The following is a 23,520-nucleotide window of genomic DNA, read 5'->3' on the forward strand; positions in this document are numbered from 1 at the left end:
CGTATCTGCTCGGAGGTCAAATGGGGGCCTCCACATCTATCAGACGAGCGCAACGCGCACCGCCAGTCCCGCCGGACCCGCCCCTTTCCGGGCAACCTCGTGCACGTACGTCACACGCTCGGAAGGAAGGCCGGAAAAAAGTTCCGCGAACCCGCGTAATGCTTCCGGCTCCCCTCTCTCTCACCCGTACGGGCCCACACCGAGGCCCCCGCGGGAGACCCGCACGAGAGAGGACCGCAGCCATGCAGCACACCGTGGTGGAGCGCGAACTGGAGCTCCGGCTCATCCTGTCGCCGGAGCGCAGCATCCCCGTCCCGGCCCGCCTCTGCTATCACAGCGACGATCCGTACGCCGTCCATGTCGCCTTCCACATCAACTCCGAGCAGCCCGTGCGGTGGACCTTCGCCCGTGAGCTGCTGGTGGAGGGGGTGTTCCGGGCCTGCGGGCACGGGGACGTGCGGGTGTGGCCGACGAAGGTGGGCGGCCGCAGCGTGGTGCTGATGGCGCTCACCTCACCCGGCGGGGACGCCCTGCTGGAGGCCCCGGCCGCGCAGGTGTCGGCCTGGCTGGAGCGCACGCTGCGGCTGGTGCCGCCGGGGGCCGAGGGCGCGCGTCTCGACCTGGACGACGGTCTGGCCGAGCTGCTCGCGGCGACGCCCGCCGACGACCTGTGGCTGTGGGATCCCTGGCCGTCGGACGAGTCCCAGGACTCCAAGGGCGGTGAGTGAACCGCCGGGACGGGTCAGAACAGCTTGCCCGGGTTCAGCAGGCCCAACGGGTCGAAGACCTGTTTGACCGCCCGCTGCATCTCGAGGCCCACCGGCCCCAGCTCGCGCGCCAGCCACTCCTTCTTCAGTACGCCCACACCGTGCTCGCCGGTGATCGTGCCGCCCAGTTCCAGGCCGAGCGCCATGATCTCGTCGAAGGACTCACGGGCGCGCCGGGACTCGTCGGGGTCGCGCGCGTCGAAGCAGACCGTCGGGTGCGTGTTGCCGTCGCCCGCGTGGGCGCAGACCCCGATGGTCAGCCGGTACTTCTCGGCGATCCGCTCCACCCCCGCCAGCATCTCGCCCAGCTTCGAGCGGGGCACGCACACGTCGTCGATCATCGTGGTGCCCTTGACCGCCTCCAGCGCGGTCAGCGCCAGCCGGCGCGCCTGGAGCAGGAGTTCGGACTCGGCGGCGTCGTCGGCCGGGACGACCTGGGTGGCGCCGGCCGCCTCGCACAGCGCGCCGACGGCGGCCAGGTCGGCGCCCGGGTCGGGGGTGTCGAAGGCGGCGAGGAGCAGGGCCTGCGTGGTCTCCGGGAGCCCCATGTGGGCGAGAGCGTTGACGGCCCGCACCGTCGTACGGTCCATGAGTTCGAGGAGCGACGGCACGTGTCCGCCCGCCATGATCGCGCACACCGCGTCGCAGGCGTCGGCCGCGGACGCGAACTCGGCGGCCAGCACCAACTGCTCCGGGGGCCGCGGCCGCAGGGCCAGGACGGCGCGTACGACGACACCGAGCGAGCCCTCGGATCCGACGAACAGCCGGGTCAGGTCGTACCCCGCGACGCCCTTCGCGGTGCGGCGGCCGGTGGACAGCAGACGGCCGTCGGCCAGCACGACGTCCAGACCGAGGACGTACTCGGCGGTCACCCCGTACTTCACGCAGCACAGGCCGCCGGAGGCGGTGCCGATGTTGCCGCCGATCGTGCAGGTCTCCCAGCTGGAGGGGTCGGGAGGGTAGGAGAGGCCGTGTTCGCCGACGGCCCGGGAGAGCGTGGCGTTGACGACGCCGGGTTCGACCACGGCGATGCGGTCGACCGGGCTGATCTCCAGGATCCGGTCCATCCTCGTCAGGGACAGCGCGATACAGCCGGCCGAGGTGTTGGCGCCGCCGGACAGACCGGTGCGGGCGCCCTGCGGGACGACCGGGACGCGCAGTTCGGTCGCGGTGCGCATGACGTGCTGGACCTGTTCGACCGTACGCGGGAGCACGACCACGGCCGGGGCGCCGGCCGGGCAGAAACTGGCCATGTCGTTGGCGTACGAGGCCGTGACGTCGAGGTCGGTGAGGACCGCCTCGGCGGGCAGTCCGTCCCGGAGACGGTCGACGAGGATGCCGGTCTGTTCGTCACGAGGCGCTTCGATACGGCTCATGATCACAGGTTCGCACCCGGGGCCATCGGTGTGAACCCCGTCGGCGGCACCCTTCGGCTGCCGCGATGTGGTCGTCGTACTGGCGCACAGTGAGCGCCATGGACGGACAACCGATGACCTCTGTGGCCTCGACCGGTCGGCCGGGTACCGGCAGACGGGTCGTCCGGGCGCTGCTGATCACCTCGGGCATGGCCTGTGTCGCCCTGGGCGGGACGCTGATGCTGCTGCCGTCGGAGCGGCCGGTCGAGGCGCCCCCGGCGCCGGCCCCCGGAGCGCTGGCCCAGGCCAGGGCCCAGGCGCTGGCGCGGACGCAGACCGCGGTGCTGGGCGGGGTGCCGGTGACACTGCCCGAGCTGACGGCGCTGATCGGACAGCGCGAGACGTATCTGCGGGTCCACCCCAAGGACGCCCTGACGTGGGCGGCGCTCGGGGCGGCGTACGCGGAGCAGGGGCGGCGGACGGCGGAGGTGGCCTACTACTACCCCCGGGCCGAGGAGGCGCTGCGCACCTCGCTGCGGACCCGCCCGAAGGACAACACGCAGGCCCTGGCCGGGCTGGCCGGGCTGGCGAACGCGCGCCGTGACTTCCCGGCCGCGCGGGAGTGGGGCGAGCAGGCGCTGAAGCAGGCGCCGAAGCAGTGGACGACGTATCCGCTGCTGATCGACGCGTACACGGGCCTGGGCGACTACAAGAAGGCCCGGAGCACGCTCGACGCGCTGACGGCGCTGCGCAAGGGGCCGGCCGTGCAGGCGCGGTCCTCGGCCGTCTACCGGGACCGGGGCTGGCGGGAGGACGCGGCGGCCACCATCGCCGACGCGGCGGCGGGTGCGCCGACCCCGGCGGAGCGGGCGGTGTACCAGGAGCGGGCCGGGCAGCTGGCGTGGGAGCGCGGGGACCTTCAGGAGGCGCTGCGGCGCTTCCGGGACGCGGTGCGGCTGGACCCCGACCAGCGGGCCGCGCAGGCCGGGCAGGGCCGGGTGCTGGCCGCGCTGGGGCGGTCGCGGGAGGCACTGACCGCGTACCGGGCGGCGCTGGCCGAGCAGCCGTTGCCGCAGTACGCGCTGGAGCTGGGCGAGCTGTACCAGTCGCTGGGGCTCGAACGGGAGGCGCGGGACGAGTACGACCGGGTGCGGGCGCGGGTGGGCGAGGCGGCCGCGGGCGGGGCGGACGAGGAGCTGGTGCTCGGCCAGTTCGAGGCGGACCACGGTGATCCGGTGGCGGCGGTGGAGCGGCTGCGGGAGGAGTGGAGCAGGCAGCCGGGGATCGCGGTGGCCGACGCGCTGGGGTGGGCGCTGCACCGGACCGGGGAGGACGAGGAGGCGCTGGAGTTCGCCAAGATCGCGACGGACAAGACGGCGGGCGGCGGGGTGCGCAGCGCGCTGTACGCGTACCACGTGGGGATCATCGAACAGCGGCTGGACCTGACCGGTTCCGCGCGCCGGCATCTCCAGGACGCGCTGCGGATCAACCCGAACTTCTCGCCGCTGGCGGCGCCCGCCGCGCGGGAGGCGCTGACACAGCTGGGCGAGCCGGCGGCCGACGACCTGCCCGCGGACGTGGAGCCGGGCTGGAGCTAGGGCCGGGACTCGGCTTGGGGATCGGCCCGGGGCTGCGCTTGGGTTCGGCCCGGGGCTTGGGCTGGGGCTCGGCCCGGGCGTGAGGCCGGGTCCGGGGCCTGTCCGGCGTGGTGTGCCGGACAGGCCGGGGCCGGGCCGGGACTACAGGTTTCCGCGCTTCTCCTGCTCCCGCTCGATCGCCTCGAACAGGGCCTTGAAGTTGCCCTTGCCGAAGCCCATCGAGCCGTGCCGTTCGATGATCTCGAAGAAGACGGTCGGGCGGTCCTGGACCGGCTTGGTGAAGATCTGCAGCAGATAGCCGTCCTCGTCGCGGTCGGCCAGGATCTTCAGCTCGCGCAGGGTGTCGACGGGGACCCGGGTGTCACCGACCCACTCGCCGAGGGTGTCGTAGTAGCTGTCCGGCGTGTCGAGGAACTCGACGCCGGCCGCGCGCATCGTCCGTACCGTCCGCACGATGTCGTTGGTGTTGAGCGCGATGTGCTGGACGCCCGCGCCGCCGTAGAACTCCAGGTACTCGTCGATCTGGGACTTCTTCTTGGCGACGGCGGGCTCGTTGATCGGGAACTTGACCTTGAGCGTGCCGTCGGCCACGACCTTCGACATCAGCGCGCTGTACTCGGTGGCGATGTCGTCGCCCACGAACTCCTTCATGTTCGTGAAGCCCATGACCGTGTTGTAGAAGCCGACCCACTCGTTCATCCGGCCGAGCTCGACGTTGCCGACACAGTGGTCGACGGCCTGGAAGGTGCGCTGGGCGGGCGGCTCGACGATCGGGGCGGCGGCGACGTAGCCGGGGAGGTACGGGCCGTCGTAGCCGGAGCGGTCGACGAGGGTGTGCCGGGTCTCGCCGTAGGTCGCGATCGCGGCCAGGACCACCGTGCCGTGCTCGTCCTTCAGCTCGTAGGGCTCGGTGACCGAGCGGGCGCCGTGCTCGATGGCGTAGTCGTACGCGCGTCGGGCGTCCGGGACCTCGATGGCGAGGTCGACGACCCCGTCGCCGTGGTCGGCCACGTGCTGGGCGAGGAAGTGACCCCAGGCGGTGACGGGCTTGATCACGGAGGTGAGGACGAAGCGGGCCGAGCCGTTCTCCAGGACGTAGCTCGCGGTCTCGCGGTTGCCGTTCTCCGGTCCGGAGTAGGCCACCCGGCGCATGCCGAAGGCGGTGGAGTAGTAGTGCGCGGCCTGCTTGGCGTTGCCCACGGCGAAGACGACCGCGTCCATTCCCTTGACCGGGAAGGGGTCGTCCTGCCGGGCGGTCGTGTCGGGGGTCCGGTCTGTGGTCTGCGTCATGGCGGCAGCCTGGCCCCGCCCTGCAAGGTGCGCAATAGTTCGCGTATCCACTGGACAATCTGTGCAGCAAGGGACCCGCTTCAGCGGACTTTCTGTACATGATGACCATCCCGGGAGGCTTCGGTATGACGATCGACCGACTCGACGGCCGGATCATCGTGCTGCTGGCGCGTGAGCCGCGGATCGGCGTGCTGGAGATGTCCCGGCGGCTCGGGGTCGCCCGGGGCACCGTGCAGGCGCGGCTGGACCGGCTTCAGTCGAACGGAGTCATCCGCGGCTTCGGACCCCAGGTCGATCCGGCGGCCCTCGGCTACCCCGTCACCGCCTTCGCCACCCTCCAGATCCGGCAGGGTCAAGGGGCCGACGTACGGGCGCACTTGACGACCGTCCCGGAGGTGCTGGAACTGCACACGACCACCGGCAGCGGGGACATGCTGTGCCGGCTGGTGGCCCGTTCCAACGCCGATCTCCAGCGCGTCATCGACCTGGTTGTCGGTTTTGATGGGATCGTCCGCGCGTCCACCGCGATCGTGATGGAGAACCCCGTTCCGCTGCGGATCATCCCGCTGGTGGAACAGGCGGCGGAGCACGACGACACGACCTGACCTGCGAGGGGGTGACCGAGCGTGAACTTCTGGGAGTACCTGGCCACCCGGCACCAGCAGCTGCTCACCGACGCCTACCAGCACGCCAGCGCCGTCTTCCAGTGCATGGTGGCGGCGACCCTGATCGGAGTGCTGGTCGGCGTCGTCACGTACCGCAGCGACTGGGGCGGCAACCTCGCCACCACGGCCGCCTCGACCGTACTGACCATCCCCTCGCTCGCCATGATCGGTCTGCTGATCCCGATCGTGGGGCTGGGCGTGCCGCCCACCGTCATCGCGCTGACCCTGTACGGGCTGCTGCCGATCGTGCGCAACGCCATCGTGGGCCTGCGGGGCGTCGACCCCTCCCTGGTGGACGCGGCACGCGGCATCGGCATGTCGCGGCCGGCCTGCCTGCTGCGGGTGGAGCTCCCGCTCGCCTGGCCGCCGATCCTCACCGGCATCCGGGTCTCGACGCAGATGCTGATGGGTATCGCCGCCATCGCCGCGTACGCCTCCGGGCCGGGCCTCGGCAACGAGATCTTCCGCGGTATCGGCTCCCTGGGCAGCAAGAACGCGCTGAACCAGGTGCTCGCCGGCACGCTCGGGATCATCATCCTCGCGCTGCTGTTCGACGCGGCGTACGTCCTGCTCGGACGGCTGACCATCCCCAGGGGGATCCGTGCCTGAGACGCCCGGGACCCCTGAGGTGTCCGAGACGCCCGCGCCGCCCGAGGCGTCCGAGGCGTCCGAGGCGTCCGGGAAGAGCAACGCCGGGGCCTCGATCGAGCTGGAGAACCTCACCAAGCGCTACCCGGGCAACCCCCACCCCGCCGTCGACAACGTCACCATGGAGATCAAGGCGGGCGAGACGGTCATCTTCGTCGGCCCGTCGGGGTGCGGGAAGTCGACCACCCTGAAGATGATCAACCGGCTGATCGAGCCGACCGGCGGCCGCATCCGCATCAACGGCGAGGACGTCACCGACATCGACCCGGTGCGACTGCGCCGGAAGGTCGGCTACGCCATCCAGTCCTCGGGACTGTTCCCGCACATGACGGTCGCCCAGAACATCGCCCTCGTGCCGAGAATGCTCGGCTGGTCCAAGGCGCGGACCAGAGCGCGGGTGGAGGAGATGCTCGACCTGGTGGGGCTCGACCCGGGCGAGTTCCACGGCCGCTATCCGCGCCAGCTCTCCGGCGGCCAGCAGCAGCGCGTCGGCGTGGCGCGGGCACTGGCGGCCGACCCGCCCGTCCTGCTGATGGACGAGCCGTTCGGCGCGGTGGACCCGATCACCCGTGACCACCTCCAGGACGAGCTGATCCGGCTCCAGCGCGAACTGCACAAGACGATCGTCTTCGTCACCCACGACTTCGACGAGGCCATCAAGCTCGGCGACCGGATCGCCGTCCTGCGCGAACGCTCGCACATCGCCCAGTTCGACACCCCGGAGGCGATCCTCACCAACCCGGCGGACGACTTCGTGTCCGGGTTCGTCGGGGCGGGCGCCGCGCTGAAGCGGCTCAACCTCACCCGCGTACGGGACGTGGAAGTCACCGGCTATCCGACGGCGACCGTCGACGACCCGCTCCAGGACATCTTCCACCGGCTCCGCGACAGCGGCACCAACGAGGTCCTGCTGCTCGACAGGCGCGGGCGGCCGTACAAGTGGCTGCGGCGCGGCGACATGATGCGCGCCAGGGGCTCGCTGGCCCGCGCCGGCACGCTGGTGCACGACACGGTGACCCGGGACGCCACCCTGCGCGACGCGCTGGAGGCTGTGCTGACGGACAGCTCGGGGCGGGTCGCGGTGACCGGACGGCGCGGCGAGTACATCGGTGTCGTCGACATGGAGACGCTCATGAACTCCGTGCACGAACTGCTGGAGGCCGACCGGCTGGAGGCTCTGGAGGCGCAGCACGAACTGGAGGAGGCGCGGGCCGCACAGACGCACGCCGAGCAGGAGGGCGGCGAGGAAGGGGAGACGAAGGCGTGAACACTCCCGAGACGGACGAGACCGGGGCGACCCAGGCGGCCGGCACGGGCGGCACCGAGGCCGAAGCGCACGGGGCCGGGACCGGGGCTCAGGGGTTCGGGGCCCAGGCGCCACCACCGGCGCGCCGCCCGCGCGGGCACCTCACCTGGCGCAAGCTGACCTTCCTGCCCGCCTTCCTCGTCCTGCTGCTGCTGGCGACCTGGCTGTGGTTCCGGCAGGCCGACCTGGACACGATCTCCGAGAACGCGCTGTCGAACGGCCAGGTGTCCAAGGCGCTGTGGCAGCAGATCGAACTGACCGCGATCTCGACCTTCTTCGTGCTGATCATCGCGATTCCGCTGGGTGTCCTGCTGACCCGCAAGGCGTTCCGGAAGGCGGCCCCGGTGGCGATGACGTTCGCCAACATGGGCCAGGCGACCCCGGCGATCGGTCTGCTCGCCCTGCTGGTGATCTGGCTCGGCACCGGCATCAAGGCCGCTCTGATCGGCATCACCGTCTACGCCATCCTGCCGGTGCTGTCCAACACCATCGCGGGCCTGCGCGCGAACGATCCCACGCTGCTGGAGGCGGCGCGCGGTATCGGCATGTCCGGCCTGGGCGTGCTGACGCGGGTGGAACTGCCGCTGGCGGTCCCGCTGATCCTGGCGGGGGTCAGGACCGCCCTGGTCCTGAACGTCGGCACGGCGACGCTCGCCACCTTCGGCGGCGGCGGCGGCCTGGGCACGCTGATCACGACCGGCATCACCACCCAGCGCATGCCGGTGCTGGTCCTCGGCGCGATCCTCACCATCTCCCTGGCCCTGCTCGTGGACTGGCTGGCGTCACTGGCCGAGCTGCTGCTGCGGCCGCGAGGCCTGGAGGTGGAGACGTGAGAGGCGCCCGTGCGGCGGTCGCCGGGGCGCTGGTGCTGGTGTCCGGCTGTGGTCTGACCTCCGGCTCCCCCATGGTCGACGATGTGTCGCCGGGTTCCGTCGGACAGGGCGAGCCGCTCAGGGGCGCGCATCTGACCGTCACGTCGAAGGAGTTCACCGAGCAGCTCATCCTGGGCGCGATCATGGGCATCGCGTTCGAGGCGGCCGGCGCGGACGTTCTGGACCGGACCGGCATCCAGGGCTCCGTCGGCGCCCGCGAGGCCGTCAAGGGCGGCGACGCGGACGGCGCGTACGAGTACACGGGCACCGCCTGGATCACCTACCTGGGCAACAGCAAACCCATCGCCGATCCGCTGAAGCAGTGGGAGGCGGTGCGCGCGGCCGACCTGAAGAACGGGCTGACCTGGCTGCCCCCGTCCCGGCTGAACAACACGTACGCGCTGGCGATGAACCAGGCCAACTTCAAGAAGTACGGCACGACGACGCTGTCCGAGGTGGCGGCGCTGTCCGAGAGGGACCCGTCGGCCGTGACGCTCTGCGTGGAGGGCGAGTTCGCCAACCGCGCGGACGGACTGCCGGGCATGGAGAAGGCGTACGGCATGAGCGTGCCGGCGCGGAACATCACCCAGATGGACACCGGGATCATCTACACCCAGGTGGCGAAGGGGAGTTGCACGTACGGAGAGGTGTTCACCACCGACGGGCGGATCAAGTCCATGAACCTGGTGGTGATGCGGGACGACAAGAAGTTCTTCCCCAACTACAACGCGGCCCCCGTGATCAACTCCAAGGCCCTGAAGAAGTGGCCGGCGATCGCCCGGATCCTCGACCCGATCACCGAGAAGCTGGACAACTCCGTGGCGCAGACGCTGAACGCCCGGGTGGACGTGGACGGCGAGGACCCGCACGCGGTGGCGCTGGACTGGATGAAGGCGGAGGGGTTCGTGAAGTAGGCCCTTCACGAGGCAGGCGGGAGGGTCCCGAAGTCGGCGTGGAGCACGTCGAGTCGGGATACAAAGAAGTCGTTGCAAAGGGTTCTTTGCAACGCTACCTTTGTACGCATGCAGGAGCACGAGGAACAGAAGCGCAGGCCGCTCGACGCCCGCTCGCTGCGCGGCCTGGCCCACCCGCTGCGGATGCAGCTGCTGGACGCGCTGCGCCAACGGGGTCCGGCGACCGCCTCCCAACTGGCCGCGCGGCTCGGCGAGTCGAGCGGGTCGACCAGCTACCACCTGCGTCAGCTCGCCGCCCACGGCTTCGTCGAGGACGCGCCGGAGCACGGCAAGGGCCGGGAGCGCTGGTGGCGGGCGGTGGACCAGGGACTGTCCTTCAACAGCGCCGAGTTCGACGATGCCGGTCCCGAAGTCCGGGGAGCGGCGGAGGTGTTCCTGCATGAGGTCGCGAGCACCCACGCCCGCGAGCTGACCTCCTGGCTCGGTACCCGCGCCGAGTGGTCGCAGGACTGGTCCCAGGGCTCCGACATGAGCGACGCGACGCTACGGCTGACGCCGGAGCTGGCCGCGGAGCTCGTCGCCAAGATGCACCGACTGATCGACGACTACCGGCCCCTGGCCCACGACCCGGACAGCCAGGACGCCGAGACGGTACGGATCCACACGCACGTCTTCCCCATCGCCACGGACTGAGACAGCACGGGCCGAGGCAGCACTCGCTCAGCCGCCACGCGTTCAGCCACCACGGACGAAAGGCCACATCGGGATGTATCTCGCGACCCAGCTCTGCGCACATCACACCGCGGACCTCCGCGACCAGGCCGACGCCTACCGTCTCGCCGTCCAGGCCCAACGCCCCGGCGAACTCCGCACCCGTGTGGGCTGGACCCTCGTCGAGCTCGGTCTGCGCCTGGCCACCCCGCCCCGGCCCGCGCTCGCGCACCGGGGTCTGTCCTAGCAGCTCGGGACGGAGCCCTTGCCCTTCTCCAGGGCGACCAGCGCGCCGATCGCGCCCTTCAGCGTGGTCACCGGGACCAGCCGCAGTCCCTCGGGCAGCTCGGACTTGGCGTCGGCGCACTCGTCCTTCGGCACCAGGAACACCGTCGCCCCGTCCCGTCGCGCGGCCTGCGTCTTCAGGGACACGCCACCGACCGCGCCCACCTTGCCGTCGGTGGTGATCGTGCCCGTACCGGCCACGGTCCGGCCGCCCGTGAGGTCGCCGCCGCTGCCGTCGCCGTCGAGCTTGTCGACGATCCCCAGGGAGAACAGCAGGCCCGCGCTGGGCCCGCCGACGTCGGCGAGCTTCAGGGTGACCTTGACGTTCTTGTCGCTGAGGTGGAGGTAGTTCAGCGCCGCCTCGGCCGCCGCGTCCTGGGACTCCTCCATCTGCTCGGTGTTGTGCCGCTCGATCTCCTTGGTGCTCTCACCGCTCGGGTAGACCGAGTCCCGCGGCATGATCGCCCGGTTCTTGGCGAACCAGCCGTCGATCACGTCCCCCAGCGAGACGTGCGCGTCCGGGCCGGTCGCCTCGATGGTCGTCATCCGCAGCTGTCCGCTCGTCTCGCGGGTCCGCGCACCGGAGACGGTGATCACCGGGGTGCCCTGGTTCTCGCCGAGCACATTGGCCGTCAATCCCGGCTGCGTGACGGAGAACGGCAGCGGCGCGAGGGCCGCCGTGGCGACCAGGGCCACGACGGGCAGGGCGCAGACGGCGATGGCCTGGAGGCGTGTGAGACGAGAGAGCACGGAGTCAATCTAACGCGGCGGGGGCGGCCGCCCCGGCGCCGGTAGGCCGCTCACCGTGCGACATCCGTCTCCCACCGGGCCGCCGCAGCGGACCGTGCCCCCGGTACGGATCCCGGACGCCGGTTTCAGCGCAGGGCTTCGGCGACCTCGCGGGCGGCGTCCACCACCCGCGGGCCCACCCGCTCCGGCACCGCGTCCGCGAGCATCACCACGCCCACGCTGCCCTCGACACCGGTCACCCCCAGCAGCGGCGCGGCCGCCCCGCACGCTCCCGCCTCTAGCTCGCCCTGCGTCAGGGTGTACCCCGGTTCCCTCGCCGGCTGCTGCCGGGCCGACAGGATCGCCTTGCCCGCGGCCCCCCGCTCCAGCGCGTGCCGGAACCCGGCCCGGTAGGCCACGTGATAGTCCGTCCACGTCGGCTCGACCACCGCCACGGCCAGCGCCTCCGCGCCGTCCACCAGCGTCAGGTGCGCCGTCGCCCCGATGTCCTCGGCCAGCGACCGCAGCGCCGGCAACGCGGCCTCCCGGACCAGCGGATGCACCTGCCGGCCCAGCCGCAGCACACCCAGCCCCACCCGGGCCCGCCCGCCCAGATCACGTCGTACGAGCGCGTGCTGCTCCAGCGTGGCCAGCAGCCGGTACACGACGGTCCGGTTCACGCCCAGTTTGTTCGACAGTTCGGTGACCGTCAGTCCGTGGTCCGTGTCGGCCAGCAGCTTGAGGACCTTCAGTCCCCGGTCGAGCGTCTGGGAGGTCTCCGCGGTCACGACGCCCACTCCTTAGGTGGTGAGGCCGGCGACCCCTTCGCGGCGGTTGCGTCCCGGAGTCCCGTACGTGACGCGCGTCAGAGGCCGCCGATCGGCAGGACGGCCCGGATGCCCCGGGCGCGGTCGCTTCACGGCTGCGCTCCGCGGCGGCGCTGCCACGGGGCGTGTGCGTAGCGGGACAGTAGCGAAGCCGGTTCGCTCAGCGGAAGGCTCCGTCCAGAATCCGGTCAGTGGCCGGTATGGACTACCTGCGTTTGTCCCGGTACGTACAGCGCACACCGCGCCGCGCGCGCCACCGGCGCACCTCGGAGTCGCTCCACCGGCGCACACCTCGAAGTCCCGCCACCGGCGCACCTCGGAGTCGTGCCGCCGCCGTCAGCGCATCCGGGTGGCCCACTCCTGCACCTTGGCGATCCGCTGCCGCAGCTGCCCGGCCGTCGCCTCGGCGCTGGGCGGCCCGCCGCACACCCGCCGCAGCTCGGTGTGGATGACCCCGTGCGGCTTGCCGCTCTGATGGACGTACGCGCCGACCATCGTGTTGAGCTGCTTGCGGAGTTCCATCATCTCCTTGTGGGAGACGACCGGCCGCCGCTCGGCGGGCAGTTCGAGCAGGTCGGCCTCGCCGTCCGGCTTCTTGCGGCTGTGCGCGATCTGCCGGGCCTGCCGCTTCTGGAGCAGCAGCTGCACCTGGTCCGGCTCCAGCAGTCCCGGGATGCCGAGGTAGTCCCGCTCCTCCTCGCTGCCCGGGTGGGCCTGCATCCCGAACTCCGCGCCGTCGTAGAGGACGCGGTCGAAGACGGCCTCCGACTCCAGGGCCTCGAAGGAGAACTGCTCCTGCTCCCCGGTGTCCTCGTCCTGCTCCTTGTTCGCCTCCTCCATCTCCTTCTCGGACTCGGCGTACGGGTCCTCCTCGCCCTCCTTCTTCGGCTTGTCGAGGGCGTGGTCCCGCTCCACCTCCATCTCGTTGGCGAAGGTGAGCAGGTCGGGGACGGTCGGAAGGAAGACGGACGCGGTCTCGCCGCGCCGCCTGGAGCGCACGAAACGCCCGACGGCCTGGGCGAAGAACAGGGGCGTGGAGATGGTGGTGGCGTACACCCCGACCGCGAGCCGCGGCACGTCGACGCCCTCGGACACCATGCGGACGGCGACCATCCAGCGGTCCTCGCTCGCCGCGAAGTCGTCGATGCGCTTCGAGGCGCCGGTGTCGTCGGACAGGACGACGGTGGCCTTGGTCCCGGTGATCTCGCGGATCAGCTTGGCGTAGGCGCGCGCCGAGTCCTGGTCGGAGGCGATGACGAGAGCGCCGGCGTCCGGGATGCCCTTGCGTACCTCGGTGAGCCGCTGGTCGGCGGCGCGCAGCACGCTCGGCATCCACTCGCCGCGCGGATCGAGCGCGGTGCGCCAGGCCTGGCTGACGGCGTCCTTGGTCATCGGCTCGCCGAGCCGGGCGGCGATCTCGTCGCCCGCCTTCGTGCGCCAGCGCATGTTGCCGCTGTAGGAGAGGAAGATGACCGGGCGGACGACGTGGTCGGCGAGCGCGTTGCCGTAGCCGTAGGTGTAGTCGGCGGAGGAGCGCCGGATGCCGTCGTTGCCCTCCTCGTACGTCACGAAGGGGATGGGGTTGGTGTCGGAGCGGAACGGCGTACCGGTGAGCGCGAGCCGCCGGGTGGCGGGCTCGAACGCCTCCAGGCAGGCCTCACCCCAGGACTTGGAGTCACCGGCGTGGTGGATCTCGTCGAGGATGACGAGCGTCTTGCGCTGCTCGACCCGGTTGCGGTGCAGCATGGGCCGCACCCCGACGCCCGCGTAGGTGACGGCGACGCCGTGGTACTCCCTGCTCAGCGGACCCGCGCTGTACTCCGGGTCCAGCTTGATCCCTATCCGCGCGGCCGCCTCGGCCCACTGCTTCTTCAGGTGCTCGGTCGGCGCGACCACCGTCACCTGCTGCACGACATGGTGATGCAGCAGCCAGGAGGCGAGCGTCAGCGCGAAGGTCGTCTTGCCGGCGCCGGGGGTGGCGACGGCGAGGAAGTCACGCGGCTGCTCCTGGACGTACTTCTCCATGGCCCCCTGCTGCCAGGCACGCAGCTTGCTTGCGGTGCCCCAGGGGGCACGGCCCGGGAAGGCGGGTGAGAGGTGGTGCGACGAACTGGAGCTGGCGGCGGCGGTGGTAGTCACGGTCTCCGTGGTGGGGGTAGGGGCGGCTCGGCTACGTATGACAACCGGGCCACCCTACCGGCGGCCCGGCGGTGCCGACGCGCGGACGAGGCCGGACGACCGGCGGGTGGGACTCACATCACAGCGCCCGCGGCCGCCCCGCGATCACCGCCACCTCGCTCTCCCCGTCCGAGGCCACACCGATGACCAGGGCGTACGCCGCTTCCTCGTCCCACAGCGTTCTCGCCGCTCACCGCTCCCGCAGTCGGGTGGTCACCCAGGCTCCGGCCAGCGCCACCCCCGCCATCGGCAGGAAGACCACGACGAAGGCCGCCGGATGGGAGGCGGAGGCCGTGGTGGCGGTGTGGGCGACGGTGCCGCCGCCGAGCGCGGCGAAGGCGGCGCCGCCCGCCGCGAGCAGCAGGGCGTTGGAGAGACCGTCGGAGATCTGGAGGGCGGCGGAGTTGGCGCCGGCCTCCTGCGGGGCGGAGAGATGGAGCAGCAGCACGCTGGTGGAGGAGATCACCAGGCCCATCCCGAAGCAGCCGAACGCCCAGGCGACGGCCACGGTCCAGGCGGGCACGGAGGGGATCAGCACGCTCGGCGCGGCGGCGACGGCGGCCGCGACGAGCACCATGCCCAGGGTCGTGAGCCGCTCCCGGTACGGCTCGACACGCGGGCGGGACTGCACCCACGAGCCCAGCGCCCACGTCCCGCCGCCCGCCGCGAGCGAGAACCCGGCCAGCGTCGGCGACAGGCCCCGCTGGGTGACGAGCATCAGCGGCACGAAGGACTCGGCGGCGACGAAGGACCCGGCCGCCAGCCCGCGCAGCAGCACGACCGAGGGCAGTCCTCTGGCCGCCCGCCAGGTGCCGTCGGGCAGCAGTCCGAGCGCCGCGGGCACGAGCAGCGCCGCGCCCGCGGCGGCCGGGAGAAGGGACAGCGGGCGCAGATCCTGGGCCGCGTACTGGAACAGTCCGGCACCGAGGGAGATGCCGAGCGCGAGCCGGATCCGGCGCCGGTCGAAGGCGGCCGCCGGCTTCCCGTCCACGGCACCGGCCGCCCGCCGCCGTATCTGCGGCAGCGCGAGCGCCAACGGGAACACGACCAGGACGGGTATCCCGAGGAACACCCACCGCCAGCCGAGCTGCTCGGTCACCGCTCCGGCGGCGAGCGGCCCGACCACCGACGGCACGACCCAGCTCGCCGCGAACGCCGCCATGATCGCCGGCCGCAGCCGCTCCGGATAGGCCCTGCCTACGACGACGTACAGCGCGACGATCACCAGCCCGCCGCCGAGCCCCTGCACGGCCCGCCCGGCGATGAACAGCCACATGGTGCCCGCCGTGCCGGACAGCACCAGCCCCGCGGCGAAGGCGGCGATGCCGGTGGTCAGCGACCCCAGCGGCCCTCGACGGTCGGACCACTGCCCGGCGAACACCATCCCGAACAGGCTGGTCGTGAAGTACCCGGAGAAGGCGAACGCGTACAGCGACACTCCGTCCAGTTCCCGCGCCGCGACCGGCATCGCCGTCCCCACCGCCGTCGCCTCGAACGCGATCAGCAGCACGACCGACACGACGCCGATGCTGAGCGCCCGGTAGGCCCGCCCCAGCACGGTGGCCTCGTCGGGTTCGACGAGATCGACGGGCTCGGCGGCCGATGCGGTGCGAGCGGGTTCTGCGACGCCGGTGTCGCGTGGTTCCAGGACGGTCATGCCCGCCAGCGTAAGGTGCGCGACCGGCTTTGACCCCTGTCGAGAGGCGGGGCCGCATCCGGGACCTTGGTCGTAGGACCGTCCCGTTCACGCCCATCGTGAACGGCGTATGGCAGTCCCGTTGCGGCCCCCGCGTTCCCCTTGAGCCCCTCCCCCACCCCGCCCTACGGTCATGTCACCGAGTCCGGAAGGGAGCGCACACTCCCCGCCGACCCGGCCGTGTGCCCGAGTGGTTGAGGGGCTCGCCTGCAAAGCGAGTTACGCGGGTTCGATTCCCGCCACGGCCTCTACCTATCTTGAACAGGGAGAACGAGAGGGCGGCACTCCTCCGGGAGCGCTGCCCTCTCTGCCGTCCGTCTCAGTTCCCGTCTCGGTTGGTCGCCAGGTCGGGAAAATGGACTGCATGACGATCGGTCCATCCCTACGCTGTTTCGCGTGGATCGTGACTGGATGCGACAGCGGCTCGAAACGTTCGAGACCATGACTACCGAGTACTTGGAGCTCAAGGGGCAGAGGCCGACCGTTGCGCAAAGCACGTTCCCCGGGTATGCACCCAAGATCAAGCCGAGGATGAGGATTCTCCGGGCTGAGCTATTCGCGGCCGAACCCACGGTCAAGAAGATCTTGAAACGTCTCGACCCCGAACTGACGAAGGACTTCTCTCTTGAGCGTCTGGGCGGGGAGAGTGCCGCCAGGAACCAAGTCCGGCGCGGCCTCGGCGTCCTAAGAGATATGGATGAGTGGGCCACTCGGCTTGCACCGGACGGCCCGTCCCTTCCAGCTACCCAGTTCCATCCGTGGGTGTGGGATGCCGCTCGTACGTTCTGGGAGTCAAAGCACTTTCGTGCGGCAGTCCACGCGGCTGCCAGCGCGATCAGCGCTCATGTCCAGGACAAGCTTGGCCGACGAGACGTCACCGATGCCGCTCTGGTGCAGGAGGCACTGAGCCCCAACCCCCCAGAGCCGGGAAGGCCACGTCTCCGAATCCCCGGCGATCAGAAGAGCCCAGACGTCAAAAGCCTTCAGCGTGGCGCTCTGCTCCTCGGGCAAGGCGCATACTCCGCACTACGCAACCCTGCGGCACACGGGGTGAGCGATTTGCTTGAGCAGGAGGCGCTTGAGCAGTTGGCCACGTTCAGCGTGCTCGCGCGGCTAATAGATCAGTGTCAGGTTGTGACCTAGGAGGATGAGGGCGGGTCCCCGGTCCGCCCCCATCGTTCACCTGGCCGGTACGAGCACGCCGGTGCCGCCATCGTCATCGTCGGGGCTGTCCGTCTCGGGCTTCCAGATCAGACCGTCGACCTGTCGGGCGACATCGGCTCGCACAGTGTCCACCATGTGCTGATAGCGGGCAGCCATGGCGGTGGTCGACCACCCCATGAGACCCATGACCGCTCGCTCGGGGACGCCAAGGATCAGCAGCACCGTCGCGGCCGTGTGACGTGCGTCGTGCAAACGCCCGTCTCGGACCTTCGCTTCGGTGAGTAGGGCCTTCCACTCGGCCCAGTCCCGACGATGGGAGGGGCTACGGCCGTGCTCGTCTGGGAAGACCAAACCGTTCTCCTCCCAGCGCTTCCCGGCCGTCTCCTTCTCCACCTCCTGCGCCGCGAGGTGAGCCCGGAGCAGGTCAACGAGCTGTTCGGGAAGACCGACCGCACGGCGGCCAGCGCGCGACTTGGTGACGGTCAACTCCGGGTTGGTCCGTCGCCTCTGCGGGCAGTACCCGGCGGCCCTGCGCCCACACGGCTCAGTGCACCCGTGGGCGTACTGCGGCCGGTGGCGGCTACGGCGGACCATGAGGAACCCACCATCAAGGTCAACGTCCACCCACTGCAACCCCAGCACCTCCCCCTGACGCAGGCCGAGCGCGAGGGCAACGGCCCACCGTGCGGAGTTACGGTGCTGGCCAGCGGCCTTCAACAGCCGCTGCACCTCTAGGACGGTATAGGGCTCTACCTCGTGATCCCCGGTCTTCGGCGCCTTGGCCAACAACACCGGGTTCTTGCCGAGGTGGCCCCGCCGCACGGCCTCGTTGAGCGCGGCCCGGAACGTCCGGTGCACCTGGTGAGCGGTCGCGGGCTTGCTGCCGTTGGCCTGCATCTTGGCGTAGAACACCTCAATGTGCTCAGGCCCCAGCCTGTCGAGACGGTGAGCGCCCAAGCCGGGAATGAGGTGCTTCCGCACGGCCACGCCGTACCCGACCATCGTGTTGTCGTTCACGGCGAGGGGCGCGACATTCTCAATCCAGTGGGTCAGCCATGCCTTGACCGTCCACGCCTTGCCGGGCTTCCGCACGGTCTTGGCATCGCGCTGCTTCTCCAGTTCGCGGACAGCCTCCGCTACCTCGGTCCTGGTCTTGCGTTCGACGTGCCGGCGGTCCGGCGTGCCATCGTCGCGGACACCGACGGTTACTCGGCCGTGCCATTTGCCGTCCTTGCCGAAGTAGATCGAGCTACGGCCGTTCGGTTGCCGGGTGCGCTTCTTCTCGTCCTCTGCCACAGGCAGGCTCCTGTTTCTTGGTGTCGGGATGGGGACCGGGGCGGCGGGTTGTCCTGTCCGGGAGGACCGCCGCCCCGGGCTTGGTCAAGCGGCGCGTTGGGTGGCCCGGAGACGGGCGACGTACGCGGCGGGGGCGTCAGCGGGGACGCGTCGGAGGCGCCCGACGGGTACGGACTCCAGCTCTCCGGAGCGAATCAGCGCGTAGCACGTCGTCCGGCCGATGCGGAGTCGGCGAGCAGCCTCTTCAACTTTGAGGAGTACGAGGGTCGGGTCGTCGTCGGTGGGGGCAGCGAGGGTGTCGTGTTCGTCCAAGGCTCACTCCAGCGGAGAGGGTTCACGGGAGGGTGCCGCCACAGAAACCACGAAATACACTGAAACCCGCGATCACGGGATTGACCTGCACTGATGCGGGGCGGTGCTGGCCGCCACAAAAATCGACGAAGGTTCCACAGAAATAAGGGGGCCAGTCCGGCGGGGCGGGCCGGGCTTATTTCTGTGGCTTCTCTGCGAGATTCTGTGGCGGCGTGCCGCGACCCCTGGGAACTGACTGTCTGTGCAGGTCAGGGGATCGCAGCGGGCATTTCTGTGATTTTGTGGTTTCTGTGGGCGGCTTCAGGTGGTCGGATCGGTCAGCCGGGGGTGGACCAGGTAGCGCGGCGAGGGCGGCCGTCCGCGTCCGCCGGTACGCACGAGGGGTTGGGCGCGCACGTAGCCGTGGTCTTCCAGCAGGTTCAGCGTCGGGTCCAGGTCCGCGGCGGTGGGGAACTCCGAGCGGGAGAGCTTGACCATCAGGTCGCGCTTGCTGACCTCGGTCCACCGGTGCGTGCGCAGCGTTTCCAGGACGCTGTGCGCGCGGGCGGTTGTGTGGTCGGCTCCCATGGCGTCGAACGCGGCAAGCGCGTGGGCGGTGTAGTACTGCCCCAGCTCGATGGCCGCGTTCATGGTGTCGGCGGTGACGGGGTGGGCGTAGCCGCCTCCGCCGTGTTCGGCGAGGTGCAGCAGCGCGGCCATGCGGGCGGTCGCCCCGGCCAGCTTTCCGGCCCAGTTGGAGATGTGACCCAGCATGCCGCCGCGCGCCTTGAGCTGCGGTTCGATGCGCTTCTGATAGGCAATCAGGGCCGCATCCGCCTCGGGAGAGAGCTGGATAACCGCCGGGTCGGTCCACTCCGCCAACGACATCGTCAGATCAATGACTTTCGCCGTGTAAGCGGCGGCCGTCTCTTCCGGGACCGGGTCGGTGATGATCTCGCGTTCGCCGACCGTGGACTCGGGCAGGGAGTACAGGAAGCGGGCCAGCAGTCCGCGTCCCTCGAACCCCTTCACCTTCCCGATGTCCTTGAGGACGTCCGGCTGTACGGCGAGGCCGATGGTCAGGGCGGGGGCGTCGATGTACTCGCGGCGGGTCTGCCGGTTGACCCTGAGGCGGTCGCCGGCATGCCCCTTGAGGAAGACCTCCATGTTGGGGGCCCCGGAGTACCGCCCGGCGATGATGTCGAAAATGCCGCCCTCAGCGCTCATCACCGACAGCCGCCCGCCCTGCTCCGCCATGAGCGAGGTGACCGTCTCGGGTGTCGAGTCATCGGCCAGCAGCACCGGTTCGGCCGGCACGGTGAGCGTGTCGGCCGTCTGCGCGAGGCCCACGGCGGTCGCCACAATCTCATCCCGCTTGTCCACGTCGGCAGACGCAGCCTTGGCAGCGGCCTTGTCCGCCGCTTCCTTGGCCAGGCGTGCCGTCAGCTCCGCTTCCACGATGACCGGCTTCATCGCGGTCTTGAGCTGCTTCTCCGCCTCATACAGGGGGTTGGTCAGCAGTGCGAAGACGGCGGACTTGCGGTTGGCGGGCGGGAGCGCCACCACCGTGTAGAGGTTGGTCGGTTCCCGCCAGTTGCCGCGCACGTGGACCACGGACCGGCCGCCGGCCGCCGTGGCGAGCACGGCCAGCGCGATCGATCCGGCGAGGTCCACCGGGGTCTGCGTCTCCTGCGCCACGGCCGTCACGAACTCCCCTAGCCACGCGGGGAGGACGTGGGCGGGGAACGGGGGACGCTCGCGGCGGCCGGTGAGGGGAATGGGGTCCTCCCACACCTCCGGCGTCGTGTCGTCCTCGCCGGGCGGGTCTTCCAGGGCGGGCAGTCCGGCCCACAGGTCGGGGCTGTCCACAGGCTGTGGAGTCATGAGACGGCCCTCCCTTCGGCGGTGGTGGTGTGGGGGCAGATGCCGACGATGACGCGAGCGGTCAGCCTGATGACGGCGGCACGGCCCCGGGCGCGTTCGTGCTCCCCGCAGGCACAGAGCCAGTCCGCAACGGGGATGCCCTCGCAGTGGACTTGGAGTCCCAGCGTGATGCCGGTGACGGTAACCGTCTGCGGGTCAGGACCAACAGCAGAATGGACGCCCTTGCGGGCGGCGCCCTTCGGTTCGCACACGGTCGCCCGTGGCGGGGGCTGTACGGCGTCCTGAGGGTCGTTCGCGGGGTTTCGGGACGGTTTGGTCATGCCGCACGCTCCACAGCCGTCTCAAGGCCGTTGGCGACCGCGCGCCGCGCGTACGCCTCCGGGACCCCGACGGAGACGGCGGCGGTCACGATCTCGTCGCCGATCGCGGCGAGGCCGCACGGTCCCGGGCAGGCAGTGTGCTGGGCGGCGAGGAACCGGGCGACGCCGAACGCCTGTGATCCGGCGCCGGATTCAGTACGGGCGCATACGAGGGCGAGGCCGCGTTCCAGTCCGGTGCGGACGTAGCGCTCGGTGTGGCGGCACCCGGTGGCCACCGACCGGTCCCACGGAGCGCGGGCGGGGAGAGAAGAGGCCACCCCGCGCCGGGCGGGGGTGGTGTCTTCCTTCACGACCAGGGTGCGCACGGCCGCCGGGAGGGGCACCATGCGGCCGGTCCCGGGGCCGAGCCAACGGGCGTACTGCGCCCATGATTTGACGTCGACACCCGGCCGTACCGCGTTCGCGGACGGCATGGCACCGAGGTAGAGCCAGTGTTCGCCGCGCGTGGTCGGCACGATCCGGGTGGCGGGCAGGGTTTTGCGGGACCAGTCGACGGCCGCCGCGTTGTCCAGGTCGACGACGGTCAGTCCGGCCCCGCCGGGGTGGTAGGCGATCGCCACGGCCTCGCGCCACACGGCCGCCCACGCGGGCGAGGTGATCACGTGCGGGTCGGTGGTGGCGGCGGCCCACGCGTGGCACGGTGCGGGGCACTGGCAGGGACCGGCCGCCTTCATGTGGGGGCGTCCGCCGCAGGCGTTGTGCTTGCAGGTGCGGCAGTTGCCGAACGGGACCTTCCCTGCGCGCAGGGCCAGGACCGGGACGCCGGCCGCTGCGAGGGCGAGGGCGGTGTGCAGGTGGCTCCCGTCCGGGTGATTCCCGCCGGCGGGGAGCCGGGTCGTGCCGTCAGCTGTCATGCTGGAGGTCTCCTGTTTCTGTGTCGTCGGGACTGGAGACCGGGGGCGGCGGGTTGTCCTTGTCCGGGAGCCGCCGCCCTCGGCAGAGCTAGTGCTGGGTGGCGGTCAGGCGGCGGGCGACGGTGTCGAGCTTGGCGGTGAGGTCCGGGCCCGGAGTGCCGGTGAAGGCGTGCAGGGCGACGGCGGCCGCGATGATGACGTCACACAGTTCGTCGACGACATCGGCTGTGGTGTGGGTGATGTTCTTGCGGGGGTTCTGTCCGGTCATGCCGATGTAGGTGGCGGATGCCTCGCCAGCCTCTTCGGTGACCTTCATCAGGCGCATGGCGATCTCGTGTTCACTCACGCCGTTGGCGGTGTTGAGTGCAGCGGCGATGCGGGCCGCGACGGGCAGCAAGATGGCGCTCATTGGGTCTCCCTGGGGTTAGCGGCGGTGGTCGTTGTGAGTGCGCGCGAAGACGCCTCGCGTGTGGGTGGTGGTGTGGTCCTGATGGACCGGCCCGGTGTAGTGGTGGTGGTGCTCGTCCGGGGCGGCCTCGCCGATCCGCCGGAACAGGCGGGCGAGGGCGAGCACGGGCACGGCGACGGCGGCCGGGGCGGCGCAGATCATCCCGATGACCGTCGGGTCCGCCTCCCGGGAGGCGATCAGTACCCCGATCGTGATCAGGCCGGGCGGGACGGTGGCCAGTCCGGCGGTGAGCATGAGACGGCTCGCGTCCACGGCCCGCTGGGACATCGGCGGCACCCCCGGCTGCACGACCGGCGGCATGTCGCCGTGCGCGGGCAGCGGACTCGTGTCGCGGTAGGACTTGGGGATGACGGGGGCAGGACGGTAGGCGTCGGCGATGATCCGCGCGGCCTCAGTAGCGGCCTGGTCGTCCGTCAGCGGGACGCCGGTCCGGACCTGAGCAGGGCTGGACTCGTTCACTGAGATCTCCGTTTCAGTTGCCGAGGGCGGACAGGGCATCGGCGGTCGCCTTGACGACGCTGACGATGGGGTCGTACGCGCCAGTCCCGGCGGTGAAGAAGCCGAACAGGAACAGGACGATGGCCGCGCCGCCGCCGGCCGACTTGGTCTTGACGGCGAGGGCGGACGCGGCGCCGAACAGCAACACAGCGGAGATGTCGAAAATCACCGGGAGCCTTCCGTGCGGTGGGTGCAGGTGGGATAGGCGGAGCCGTGGAAGCAGCGCCGGTAGTCGTCGCGCGTGACCCGGAAGTCGTGGCGGCTGCCGTCGGTGGTGGTGACGGCGAGCCGGTAGTGCCAGCCGTCGGCCTTGCGATAGGCGGCGCTGCGGTCGCTCACGGTCCCGGCCGGGCCGGGGGCGTAGTCGGGGCTGCATGCGGTCAGGGCGAGGACGGCGGCGATGACCGCCGTGGCGGACGCGAGGGCCTTGCGCATGACGGGACTCCTTCGGCGGGCGGTCAGGGGGTGTTGGTGCCGGAGCGGTAGATGCGGGCCCAGCGGTTGTAGAGCCAGCGGCCGACGCGTATGCGCTTGCCGGTCGCGTGGCAGCGGCGGCAGTCCTTGCCGCGCTTGAGCCGTCCCTTGCGGTCCGTCTTCATCGCGTGGCCCATGCCACGGCAGCGACGGCAGTCGCCGAACGGCGAGGCCGCACACAGACCGCCGTAACCGAGCGTGACTATGAGCAGGCAGGCGATAGCAGCGAGGATGGGGGTCATCAGGGGCCCTCCGGGCGGGTTTCCAGGGGTTTCCGCAGGTGGGGTGCTATCCGCTAGATCGCAGATGGGATGCGTTTTGAGGTGCTAGCGGGGGTGCTACCGGTAGCAGGCGGACCTGCTACCGGTA

General features: G+C 70.8%; 25 protein-coding genes and 1 tRNA gene. 11 read left to right on the plus strand and 15 right to left on the minus strand.

The window, feature by feature from the left end; translation table 11 throughout:
- Positions 1-242: 242 nt before the first annotated feature.
- Entirely contained in the window at positions 243-728 is a 486-nt protein-coding gene (locus tag ACWCQK_RS09690; RefSeq protein WP_451153689.1) for an SsgA family sporulation/cell division regulator, read from the plus strand.
- Between the two features lie 14 nt (positions 729-742).
- On the opposite strand, the gene ACWCQK_RS09695 is transcribed toward ACWCQK_RS09690, so the two are convergent.
- Positions 743-2,149: an FAD-binding oxidoreductase gene (locus ACWCQK_RS09695; RefSeq protein WP_451153691.1), complete on the minus strand. Its 1,407-nt coding sequence runs from the start codon at positions 2,147-2,149 to the stop codon at positions 743-745.
- Positions 2,150-2,241: 92 nt separating this feature from the next.
- Here ACWCQK_RS09695 and ACWCQK_RS09700 point away from each other — a divergent pair, with 92 nt between their 5' ends.
- The gene (locus ACWCQK_RS09700) at positions 2,242-3,720 is read left to right on the plus strand and encodes a tetratricopeptide repeat protein (RefSeq protein WP_451153693.1); all 1,479 of its coding nucleotides are present in this window, start codon (positions 2,242-2,244) and stop codon (positions 3,718-3,720) included.
- A gap of 141 nt (positions 3,721-3,861) precedes the next feature.
- Here ACWCQK_RS09700 and hppD read toward each other — a convergent pair whose 3' ends face one another.
- Complete coding sequence (gene hppD / locus ACWCQK_RS09705; RefSeq protein ID WP_451153695.1) at positions 3,862-5,010, minus strand: 4-hydroxyphenylpyruvate dioxygenase; 1,149 nt, start codon at positions 5,008-5,010, stop codon at positions 3,862-3,864.
- Positions 5,011-5,135: 125 nt separating this feature from the next.
- On the opposite strand from hppD, the gene ACWCQK_RS09710 reads away from it, so the two are divergent.
- The 7 genes from ACWCQK_RS09710 (at position 5,136) to ACWCQK_RS09740 (ending at position 10,373) form a co-directional block, all read left to right on the plus strand.
- Positions 5,136-5,615 carry an Lrp/AsnC family transcriptional regulator gene (locus tag ACWCQK_RS09710; protein WP_451153697.1) on the plus strand — a complete coding sequence of 160 codons (480 nt, stop codon included), beginning with the start codon at positions 5,136-5,138 and terminating at the stop codon, positions 5,613-5,615.
- Positions 5,616-5,636: 21 nt separating this feature from the next.
- Positions 5,637-6,284, plus strand: a complete 648-nt coding sequence (locus ACWCQK_RS09715; protein WP_451153699.1) for an ABC transporter permease — start codon at positions 5,637-5,639, stop codon at positions 6,282-6,284.
- Entirely contained in the window at positions 6,277-7,590 is a 1,314-nt protein-coding gene (locus ACWCQK_RS09720; protein WP_451153701.1) for a betaine/proline/choline family ABC transporter ATP-binding protein, read from the plus strand. Before ACWCQK_RS09715 ends, ACWCQK_RS09720 begins: the two co-directional genes overlap by 8 nt.
- Entirely contained in the window at positions 7,587-8,462 is an 876-nt protein-coding gene (locus tag ACWCQK_RS09725; protein ID WP_451153703.1) for an ABC transporter permease, read from the plus strand. The genes ACWCQK_RS09720 and ACWCQK_RS09725 overlap by 4 nt, the downstream gene beginning before the upstream one ends.
- A 71-nt stretch (positions 8,463-8,533) precedes the next feature.
- Positions 8,534-9,415, plus strand: a complete 882-nt coding sequence (locus ACWCQK_RS09730; RefSeq protein WP_451153942.1) for a glycine betaine ABC transporter substrate-binding protein — start codon at positions 8,534-8,536, stop codon at positions 9,413-9,415.
- Between the two features lie 108 nt (positions 9,416-9,523).
- Positions 9,524-10,108, plus strand: coding sequence for an ArsR/SmtB family transcription factor (locus tag ACWCQK_RS09735; protein WP_451153705.1), 585 nt, complete (start codon positions 9,524-9,526; stop codon positions 10,106-10,108).
- Between the two features lie 73 nt (positions 10,109-10,181).
- The gene (locus tag ACWCQK_RS09740) at positions 10,182-10,373 is read left to right on the plus strand and encodes a hypothetical protein (RefSeq protein ID WP_451153707.1); all 192 of its coding nucleotides are present in this window, start codon (positions 10,182-10,184) and stop codon (positions 10,371-10,373) included.
- Here the strand turns inward: ACWCQK_RS09740 and ACWCQK_RS09745 are convergent.
- The 4 genes from ACWCQK_RS09745 to ACWCQK_RS09760 all read right to left on the minus strand — a co-directional run bounded on the left by ACWCQK_RS09745 (position 10,370) and on the right by ACWCQK_RS09760 (position 15,802).
- On the minus strand, positions 10,370-11,161 hold the full coding sequence (locus ACWCQK_RS09745; RefSeq protein WP_451153709.1) for a S16 family serine protease: 792 nt from the start codon (positions 11,159-11,161) through the stop codon (positions 10,370-10,372). The genes ACWCQK_RS09740 and ACWCQK_RS09745 overlap by 4 nt on opposite strands.
- Before the next feature lie 125 nt (positions 11,162-11,286).
- Positions 11,287-11,928: an IclR family transcriptional regulator gene (locus ACWCQK_RS09750; protein WP_451153711.1), complete on the minus strand. Its 642-nt coding sequence runs from the start codon at positions 11,926-11,928 to the stop codon at positions 11,287-11,289.
- Between the two features lie 375 nt (positions 11,929-12,303).
- Positions 12,304-14,106 (minus strand): DEAD/DEAH box helicase, encoded by a 1,803-nt coding sequence (locus tag ACWCQK_RS09755; protein WP_451153713.1) that lies wholly within the window; start codon positions 14,104-14,106, stop codon positions 12,304-12,306.
- A gap of 229 nt (positions 14,107-14,335) precedes the next feature.
- Positions 14,336-15,802 carry an MFS transporter gene (locus ACWCQK_RS09760; RefSeq protein ID WP_451153715.1) on the minus strand — a complete coding sequence of 489 codons (1,467 nt, stop codon included), beginning with the start codon at positions 15,800-15,802 and terminating at the stop codon, positions 14,336-14,338.
- Positions 15,803-16,017: 215 nt separating this feature from the next.
- Here ACWCQK_RS09760 and ACWCQK_RS09765 point away from each other — a divergent pair.
- Positions 16,018-16,089: transfer RNA gene (locus ACWCQK_RS09765), tRNA-Cys, on the plus strand.
- A 148-nt stretch (positions 16,090-16,237) separates the two neighbouring features.
- A complete protein-coding gene (locus ACWCQK_RS09770) occupies positions 16,238-16,984 on the plus strand; it encodes a TIGR02391 family protein (protein ID WP_451153719.1) in 747 nt (248 codons plus the stop codon).
- Between the two features lie 36 nt (positions 16,985-17,020).
- Here the strand turns inward: ACWCQK_RS09770 and ACWCQK_RS09775 are convergent, their stop codons facing one another.
- The 9 genes from ACWCQK_RS09775 to ACWCQK_RS09815 form a co-directional block, all read right to left on the minus strand.
- Entirely contained in the window at positions 17,021-18,301 is a 1,281-nt protein-coding gene (locus tag ACWCQK_RS09775; RefSeq protein ID WP_451153721.1) for a tyrosine-type recombinase/integrase, read from the minus strand.
- Positions 18,302-18,385: 84 nt separating this feature from the next.
- The gene (locus ACWCQK_RS09780) at positions 18,386-18,613 is read right to left on the minus strand and encodes a helix-turn-helix domain-containing protein (RefSeq protein ID WP_451153723.1); all 228 of its coding nucleotides are present in this window, start codon (positions 18,611-18,613) and stop codon (positions 18,386-18,388) included.
- A 300-nt stretch (positions 18,614-18,913) separates the two neighbouring features.
- Positions 18,914-20,476: a YfjI family protein gene (locus ACWCQK_RS09785; protein ID WP_451153725.1), complete on the minus strand. Its 1,563-nt coding sequence runs from the start codon at positions 20,474-20,476 to the stop codon at positions 18,914-18,916.
- 316 nt (positions 20,477-20,792) lie between these two features.
- Positions 20,793-21,710, minus strand: coding sequence for a DNA primase (locus ACWCQK_RS09790; RefSeq protein ID WP_451153727.1), 918 nt, complete (start codon positions 21,708-21,710; stop codon positions 20,793-20,795).
- 88 nt (positions 21,711-21,798) lie between these two features.
- The gene (locus tag ACWCQK_RS09795) at positions 21,799-22,119 is read right to left on the minus strand and encodes a MazG-like family protein (RefSeq protein WP_451153729.1); all 321 of its coding nucleotides are present in this window, start codon (positions 22,117-22,119) and stop codon (positions 21,799-21,801) included.
- A gap of 15 nt (positions 22,120-22,134) precedes the next feature.
- Positions 22,135-22,638, minus strand: coding sequence for a hypothetical protein (locus tag ACWCQK_RS09800; protein WP_451153731.1), 504 nt, complete (start codon positions 22,636-22,638; stop codon positions 22,135-22,137).
- Between the two features lie 13 nt (positions 22,639-22,651).
- Entirely contained in the window at positions 22,652-22,846 is a 195-nt protein-coding gene (locus tag ACWCQK_RS09805; RefSeq protein ID WP_020133974.1) for a hypothetical protein, read from the minus strand.
- A complete protein-coding gene (locus tag ACWCQK_RS09810; RefSeq protein ID WP_451153734.1) occupies positions 22,843-23,112 on the minus strand; it encodes a hypothetical protein in 270 nt (89 codons plus the stop codon). Before ACWCQK_RS09810 ends, ACWCQK_RS09805 begins: the two co-directional genes overlap by 4 nt.
- Positions 23,113-23,135: 23 nt before the next feature.
- Complete coding sequence (locus ACWCQK_RS09815) at positions 23,136-23,393, minus strand: hypothetical protein (RefSeq protein ID WP_451153736.1); 258 nt, start codon at positions 23,391-23,393, stop codon at positions 23,136-23,138.
- Positions 23,394-23,520: the final 127 nt, after the last annotated feature.

It is taken from the genome of Streptomyces sp. NPDC002306, from assembly GCF_053593435.1.

What these genes read in the sequence shown, in the direction of transcription:
- ACWCQK_RS09710 (WP_451153697.1), top strand. Translation starts at nt 5,136, where the DNA reads ATGACGATCGACCGACTCGACGGCCGGATCATCGTGCTGCTGGCGCGT.
- ACWCQK_RS09735 (WP_451153705.1), top strand. Translation starts at nt 9,524, where the DNA reads ATGCAGGAGCACGAGGAACAGAAGCGCAGGCCGCTCGACGCCCGCTCG.
- hppD (WP_451153695.1), bottom strand. Translation starts at nt 5,010, where the DNA reads ATGACGCAGACCACAGACCGGACCCCCGACACGACCGCCCGGCAGGAC.
- ACWCQK_RS09740 (WP_451153707.1), top strand. Translation starts at nt 10,182, where the DNA reads ATGTATCTCGCGACCCAGCTCTGCGCACATCACACCGCGGACCTCCGC.
- ACWCQK_RS09730 (WP_451153942.1), top strand. Translation starts at nt 8,534, where the DNA reads ATGGTCGACGATGTGTCGCCGGGTTCCGTCGGACAGGGCGAGCCGCTC.
- ACWCQK_RS09690 (WP_451153689.1), top strand. Translation starts at nt 243, where the DNA reads ATGCAGCACACCGTGGTGGAGCGCGAACTGGAGCTCCGGCTCATCCTG.
- ACWCQK_RS09790 (WP_451153727.1), bottom strand. Translation starts at nt 21,710, where the DNA reads ATGACAGCTGACGGCACGACCCGGCTCCCCGCCGGCGGGAATCACCCG.
- ACWCQK_RS09760 (WP_451153715.1), bottom strand. Translation starts at nt 15,802, where the DNA reads ATGACCGTCCTGGAACCACGCGACACCGGCGTCGCAGAACCCGCTCGC.
- ACWCQK_RS09700 (WP_451153693.1), top strand. Translation starts at nt 2,242, where the DNA reads ATGGACGGACAACCGATGACCTCTGTGGCCTCGACCGGTCGGCCGGGT.
- ACWCQK_RS09810 (WP_451153734.1), bottom strand. Translation starts at nt 23,112, where the DNA reads ATGCGCAAGGCCCTCGCGTCCGCCACGGCGGTCATCGCCGCCGTCCTC.
- ACWCQK_RS09795 (WP_451153729.1), bottom strand. Translation starts at nt 22,119, where the DNA reads ATGAGCGCCATCTTGCTGCCCGTCGCGGCCCGCATCGCCGCTGCACTC.
- ACWCQK_RS09785 (WP_451153725.1), bottom strand. Translation starts at nt 20,476, where the DNA reads ATGACTCCACAGCCTGTGGACAGCCCCGACCTGTGGGCCGGACTGCCC.
- ACWCQK_RS09815 (WP_451153736.1), bottom strand. Translation starts at nt 23,393, where the DNA reads ATGACCCCCATCCTCGCTGCTATCGCCTGCCTGCTCATAGTCACGCTC.